This window comes from Mycobacterium sp. (genome assembly GCF_008709575.1).
GTDB lineage: Bacteria > Actinomycetota > Actinomycetes > Mycobacteriales > Mycobacteriaceae > Mycobacterium.
The window spans coordinates 34241-40617 of the sequence record NZ_VYIK01000033.1; the positions used below are offsets into that span (position 1 = coordinate 34241).

The window sequence follows — 6377 nt, forward strand, 5'->3', positions numbered from 1 at the left end:
GGCCCGGGCCGAGATCACCAAGTGGCTGATCGAAGAGAAGGGCTTCTGCGCGGTGGCGGCGGAGGCCGACTGGCCGGACGCCTATCGGGTGAACCGGTACGTGCGCGGATGTGACGACGACACCTCGGCAGAGGAAGCCCTGCGGGGATTCGAACGCTTCCCGTCCTGGATGTGGCGAAACGTCGTCGTGCGCGACTTCGTCGAATGGCTGCGGGAAAACAACCGGCAATGTCTGCTGCGCAACCGACCACAAGCCGGCTTCTACGGCCTGGACCTCTACAGCCTGCATCGGTCGATGCACGAGGTGATCAGCTATCTGGACAACATCGACCCGCTGGCCGCAGCCCGCGCCCGCAAGCGGTACGGTTGCTTCGACCACGTGGCCGCCGACGACGGCCAGGCGTACGGATTCGCAGCCGCTTTCGGTGCCGGGCCCTCCTGTGAGCGTCAAGTCATCGAGCAACTCGTCGACATCCAGCGCAATGCGCTTGACTACGCCCGCCGCGACGGGAGGTTGGCAGAAGACGAACTGTTCTATACCGAGCAGAACGCGTACGTGGTGCGCAACGCCGAGGAGTACTACCGGGCGATGTTCCGGGGCCGGGTCACGTCATGGAATCTTCGTGACAAGCACATGGCACACACTGTGGATGCGCTGCTGGAATATCTAAGCCGGCGGATCACCACACCACGAATCGTGGTATGGGCGCACAACTCTCACGTCGGCGATGCTCGGGCAACCGAGGTAGCCGGCGACGGTCAACTCACCCTCGGCCAGCTGGTCCGCGAACGCTACGGTCAGGACTGCCGGTTGATCGGCTTCAGCACCTACACCGGCACCGTCACCGCTGCCAGTGACTGGGGTGGTGTCGCCGAACGCAAGACGGTGCGGCCCGCACTGGCGGGTAGTGTCGAGGAACTGTTCCACGAGACGGGTCGACCGGAGTTCATCGTGACCCACGACGGTGACGCCGTTACCGCGCTGGGCGGGGTCCGATTGAATCGCGCGATCGGCGTGATCTATCTGCCGGCAACCGAACGGCAAAGCCATTACTTCTACGTCCGGCCGGCGGAGCAGTTCGACGCGATGATCCACATCGAGCACACCCAAGCCCTCGAACCGTTGGAAATCACCAGCCGCTGGATCGCCGGCGAGACGCCGGAGACCTACCCGTCCGGTTTGTAGCCGTCAGCGCGCAGCGACATGGCGACACCCATGGCGACACCGGCCAGTCGGCAGCGGAACGATCGGCCGGCAAGTGCTGCACGTCGCCCGGTGCCATGCCATCATGGGTCTCGTGCCGGTCGACAAAAGGCCGCGCGAGGACGGCAGCCGCAATCCGGTGCGTGATGCGTTGTCACACCTGCGCCTGCGCGAACTGCTGGCCGACGTGCACGAGCGGGTCGAAGAAATCATCGAATCCCGCGACCGGCTTGACGGGCTGATCGAGGCGATGTTGACCGTCACGTCCGGCCTTGACCTCGACGCGACACTGCGCCGGATCGTGCGCACCGCGATAGAGCTGGTAGACGCGCGTTACGGCGCCCTCGGGGTGCGGGGGCAGGGCCATGACCTGGTCGCCTTCGTCTTCGAGGGGATCGGCGAGGAGATGCGGGCGCTGATCGGCGACCTCCCTCAGGGCCGCGGGGTTTTGGGCGTGCTGATCGACGACCCGAAGCCCATCCGGTTGCACGACATCCAAAATCACCCGGCATCGGTCGGGTTTCCACCGAACCACCCGCCCATGCGGACGTTCCTGGGAGTCCCGGTGCAGATCCGCGACGAGGTCTTCGGCAATCTGTACCTGACCGAAAAAGCGAACGGCCAACTGTTCACCGACGACGACGAGGTCCTGGTCCAGGCGCTGGCGGCCGCGGCCGGCATCGCTATCGAAAACGCGCGACTCTATGAGCAGTCCCGGGCCCGGCAGGCTTGGATCGAGGCGGCGCACGATATCTCGACCGAGATGTTGTCCGGCGTCGACGCCGACACGGCTTTCCGGCTTGTCGCCGAGAAAGCGCTGCTGTTAGCCGACGCGACCGCTACGTTCGTCGCGGTCCCGTGCGACACCGAGGCCCCCCCTTCCGACAGCGCGGGATTAGTAATCATCGAAGCCGCTGGCGCGCTGGCGGTTCCGGCGAATCAGGCCGCTATGCCCTTGCACGACAAGGCGATCAGTCAGGTTTTTCGAGACCACACACCGCGACGGCTGGACGCCCTGGAGCTGACCGTCGGCACCGTCGATACGCCCTGCCCGGCGCTATTGTTGCCGTTGCGCGCGACCGAAGCGATCGCCGGCGTGTTGGTCGTGTTGCGTCGCAAGGGGCTGGCTCCTTTTACCGCTGAACAGTTCGACATGATGGCTGCGTTCGCCGACCAGGCGGCGTTGGCCTGGCAGCTCGCCACGTCGCAGCGACGGATGCGCGAGCTCGAGGTGTTGACCGACCGGGACCGTATCGCACGCGAATTGCACGACCATGTCATCCAGCGGCTCTTCGCTGTCGGGCTCGCGATGCAGGCAACGCTGCCGCTGGCCCGGTCTCCGGAGGTCACGCGGCGTCTGACAGCCGCTATCGACGACCTGCACGAGGTGGTGCAAGACATCCGCACCGCGATCTTCGACCTGCATGGTGCGCCGTCAGGGGCCACCCGACTGCGCAAGCGGCTGGAGGAGGAACTCGCCCGGTTTTCCGGGGATGGCTTGCGCACCATGACGCATTTCGTCGGTCCGCTCTCCGCTGTCGATGCGACGCTGGCCGATCACGCGGAAGCCGTCGTACGCGAAGCTGTGCGCAATGCCGTCGCACACGCCGACGCCACCAAGCTCGAGGTCACCATCCGGGTCGACGACGAGCTGTGCATCGAGGTGATCGACGACGGGCGCGGAATTCCCGACGCGGCTGACGGCCCCGGGTTGACCGATCTCCGCCGCCGCGCCGACGACGTCGGCGGTGTTCTCCATGTCGCAAGCGCCCCCGGGAGGGGGACCGTGTTGCGCTGGTCGGCACCGCTGACCGGTGGCCCGGTGAATGCTCAGGATTGACGGGCGACGATGACCGGCGTCCGCGCCGAGTGCGCCACCGCCGAGCTGACCGAGCCCAACAGCATGCCGGCGAATCCGCCCCGGCCGTGGCTACCGACAACGACCAGCTGCGCCGACTCGGACTGCTTGAGCAAGTGATACGTCGGCTGATCGCACACGACCACGCGGCGAATCGTCACGTCGGGGTAGCGCTCCTGCCAACCGGCCAGCCGCTCGGCAAGAGTTTCTTCGGCTTCCGGTTTCATCGCCGGCCAATCGATTGCGGGGAAATCGGACACCTCGACGTCGCTCCAGGCGTGCAGCGCCACCAGGTCCACACCACGAAACGAGGCTTCTGCGAAGGCGATCGCGGTGGCCAGCTCCGACGTCGGTGAACCGTCGATGCCGACCAGCACCGGCGCCGCGGCGGGATCAGGCATCAGCGGGTCTTCGTCGTGGACGACGGCGACCGGGCAATGCGCGTGGCGCAGCACCTCCGAGCTCACCGAACCCAGCAGGGTGCGAGCCAACCCGCTGCGTCCCCGGGAGCCGACCACCACCATGTCGGCGTCTTTGGACAGGTCCACCAAAGTCGGCACGACGGGCTCGAACAACACCTCGGTGTCGATCGTGACCGGGCCACCGCGGGCAGCACTGCGCCGGGCGATTTCGGCTGCGTCGTCAACGTATTTCTGCGCGTTCTCCACTTGCCGGCGGCCGAAGGCCGCTGCCATCTGCGGCACAGTGGTGCCGAGGGGCCGGACGGCGTGCACGATAGTCAGCGCCATACTGCGCAGTGCGGCGTCGCGCGCCGCCCAATCGACGGCGCAGTGCGAGGCAGGTGACCCGTCGACGCCGACGACGATGCCTGTCGGATGGCCGACCATGATTGCCTCCTCACCGGTACGACGACGCCCTGCTGGCGTCACTTCCGACGTTAGGAGGAGGTGGCCGGCGGGTCTGGGGGCCTAAGTCATCACTGGTGTGGCCATAGGCCCCGTCCCCGACCGAGTGAACGCACCGCACCGTCAGGCGCTGACTCCGGCGTCGGCGAATTCGCAGAAGGCGTCGTAGGCGCGGGCCCCGTAAATCGTGGCGGGCCCGCCGTGCATCAGGAATGTGACGCCGATTGCTTCGGCAGCTTCTTCCTTGGAAGCGCCGGCGCGAACGGCACCCTGCGCATGCGAGGCGATGCAGCCGTCACAACCGGCCACCACCCCGATGGCCAGCGCGATGAGTTCCTTGAACTTTTTGTCGAGGACGCCCGAGGTCAGCGCGGCGTTGCTCATCTCCGCAAATCCCTTGTAGACATCCGGGATCATCTTGCGGAGGGCTCGGTGCTGGGGGCTGAGGTCGTTGAGTACCTCGTGGTGCCGGTGTTCACTCATGGCCGCCAGAATACAGATACCCGCAGGGGTATGTCAGCAGATTCGGGTACACTGCTGCTCATATCCGCACAGGATGGAGGCAAAAATGGGCGCTGACCAGGTCGAAACTACTGGGTTACTCAATCGTCTGCGACGCGCCCAGGGCCAGCTCGCGGGCGTGATCGCGATGATCGAGCAGGGCCGCGATTGCAGAGACGTCGTGACGCAGCTCGCTGCGGTCTCGCGTGCGCTCGACCGGGCCGGTTTCAAGATCGTGGCATCCGGTCTCCGGGATTGCCTCACCGGCAACCACGCCAACGGCGAACGGCCGCTGACCGAGGCCGAACTCGAAAAGCTATTTTTGACGTTGGCCTGAATGTGGCCTGGATGTCGCCGAAAGCCGGCTTAACTGCCTTCGTTGCAAAACGAGAACTGTTGGCGTATCGCGAGATTACGCTGACGCGCGGAGGTCGCGGCCCAATTGTCGCACTGCCGCGATTGCTGCGGCGAGCCCACGGCGACGTCCGGTCACCAGGTCGGTCCCGGCGAAACCGGTTTCCAATCCGGCGAACATCCGCTCGCTGCGGGTCTCCGGAGCGTCGTCGGCGGTGTCGCGCAAGTAGCGGTCGGGCAGCGACAGTTTGGCCATGTTGCGCCACGTCTGGCCGTACTGCGTCAGAAACGGACCGCTGGTGTAGGGGAGATCATAGTTTTCACACACCCTCTTGACCCGTGACGAGATTTCGTGCAGCCGGTTGCTGGGCAGATCGGGATAGAGGTGGTGCTCGATCTGGTGACACAGGTTGCCGCTCATGAACCGCAGCACGGGCCCGGCGGCAAAGTTAGCGCTGCCCAGCGTCTGGCGCAGATACCACTGACCGCGGGTTTCCCCGGACAGGTCGGTCTTGCTGAATTTCTCAGCGCCATCCGGGAAATGCCCGCAGAAAATCACTGTGTGAGCCCAGATATTCCGGATCACGTTGGCGACCACGGTGGCCTTCAGAGTCGATTTGAACGATGCCGCCGGCGACAGCGAGGTCAGCGCCGGAAACGCGATGTAGTCCTTGGTCACCTGCCTGGCGGCTTTAGCTGAAAACTCGCGCACCTGCCGGCGGGCGATGTCCCGGTCCGGGCCGCGCCTACCGAAGAGTTTGGTGAACTCGATTGGCTGCAAGCCGATTCCCCACTCAAATCCGAGCGCCAGGATGGTGTTGAACAACAAATTGCCGACGGTGTAGCGTTTCCAGGCCTGGTCCCGGGTGACCCGCACGGTGCTGTAGCCCACGTCGTCGTCCATGCCGACAATGTTGGTGTAGGTGTGGTGCTGGACGTTGTGGGTGAAGCGCCAGTGTTCGGACACCCCGATCATGTCCCATTCCCATGTCGAAGAATGGACTTCGGGATCGTTCATCCAGTTCCACTGTCCGTGCATGACATTGTGGCCGATCTCCATGTTCTCGATGATCTTGGCCAGACCCAGGCTCACGGTGCCCGCACACTACGCAGAACGTTTCGAGCCAGCGATCAGCAGCAGCCGACCGGCTATCTCCAGGGCACGCTGCGCGGCGATCGTGCGGCGGATATACCGCGCGTCGCGCGCGCCGCGTGATTTCTCGATGTCCAGCCGGATCGCGTCCAGCTCGACAGCCAGATTCTCGATGTCGGTATCGCTTAGGTGGGTGAACGCCGGAACGTCGGCAATCGCCATCGGTTTCCTTACAGCTCGGGCTCACCTATCGGGTTAAGCGTGATCGGCAACCGCAGCCGACACACGGCCAGGGACCCGAACGGCAACTAACGGCCTGGTGGTCCCCTTCGGGGTGGCGGATTCGGGCCTCGTGGGGTTTCTGGATCCAACACTAGCCTGCTATTCGTCGCGATCGGTGTCCGCACCGCCGCTTGGTGCGACGAAAAGGATGATTACCGTCACACCCTAGTGTGCCGCGCCATTAATTCGTTACATAATTGTAACGAATGAGCATCGGCG

Annotated in this window: 5 protein-coding genes and 1 pseudogene; 3 read left to right on the plus strand and 3 right to left on the minus strand. The window is 64.8% G+C overall.

Going from position 1 to position 6377, the window contains the following annotated elements:
- Both F6Q13_RS09465 and F6Q13_RS09470 read left to right on the plus strand, forming a co-directional pair.
- Positions 1–1186, plus strand: a 1186-nt coding sequence (locus F6Q13_RS09465; protein ID WP_293055436.1) for an erythromycin esterase family protein, incomplete at its 5' end; no start/stop codon positions are given.
- 103 nt (positions 1187–1289) lie between these two features.
- On the plus strand, positions 1290–3044 hold the full coding sequence (locus F6Q13_RS09470) for a GAF domain-containing sensor histidine kinase (RefSeq protein ID WP_293055438.1): 1755 nt from the start codon (positions 1290–1292) through the stop codon (positions 3042–3044).
- Here the strand turns inward: F6Q13_RS09470 and F6Q13_RS09475 are convergent.
- Positions 3035–3910, minus strand: a complete 876-nt coding sequence (locus F6Q13_RS09475) for a universal stress protein (protein ID WP_293055440.1) — start codon at positions 3908–3910, stop codon at positions 3035–3037. The genes F6Q13_RS09470 and F6Q13_RS09475 overlap by 10 nt on opposite strands.
- A gap of 141 nt (positions 3911–4051) precedes the next feature.
- Positions 4052–4411, minus strand: coding sequence for a carboxymuconolactone decarboxylase family protein (locus F6Q13_RS09480; protein ID WP_293055442.1), 360 nt, complete (start codon positions 4409–4411; stop codon positions 4052–4054).
- Between the two features lie 85 nt (positions 4412–4496).
- Between F6Q13_RS09480 and F6Q13_RS09485 the strand changes: the two genes are divergently transcribed.
- Positions 4497–4766, plus strand: coding sequence for a metal-sensitive transcriptional regulator (locus F6Q13_RS09485; RefSeq protein ID WP_293055444.1), 270 nt, complete (start codon positions 4497–4499; stop codon positions 4764–4766).
- Positions 4767–4841: 75 nt separating this feature from the next.
- On the opposite strand, the pseudogene F6Q13_RS09490 reads toward F6Q13_RS09485, so the two are convergent.
- Positions 4842–6098, minus strand: a pseudogene (locus F6Q13_RS09490) (fatty acid desaturase).
- Positions 6099–6377: the final 279 nt, after the last annotated feature.

Coding starts and splice junctions, on each gene's coding strand:
- F6Q13_RS09470 (WP_293055438.1), top strand. CDS start 1,290: ATGGGTCTCGTGCCGGTCGACAAAAGGCCGCGCGAGGACGGCAGCCGC.
- F6Q13_RS09475 (WP_293055440.1), bottom strand. CDS start 3,910: ATGGTCGGCCATCCGACAGGCATCGTCGTCGGCGTCGACGGGTCACCT.
- F6Q13_RS09480 (WP_293055442.1), bottom strand. CDS start 4,411: ATGAGTGAACACCGGCACCACGAGGTACTCAACGACCTCAGCCCCCAG.
- F6Q13_RS09485 (WP_293055444.1), top strand. CDS start 4,497: ATGGGCGCTGACCAGGTCGAAACTACTGGGTTACTCAATCGTCTGCGA.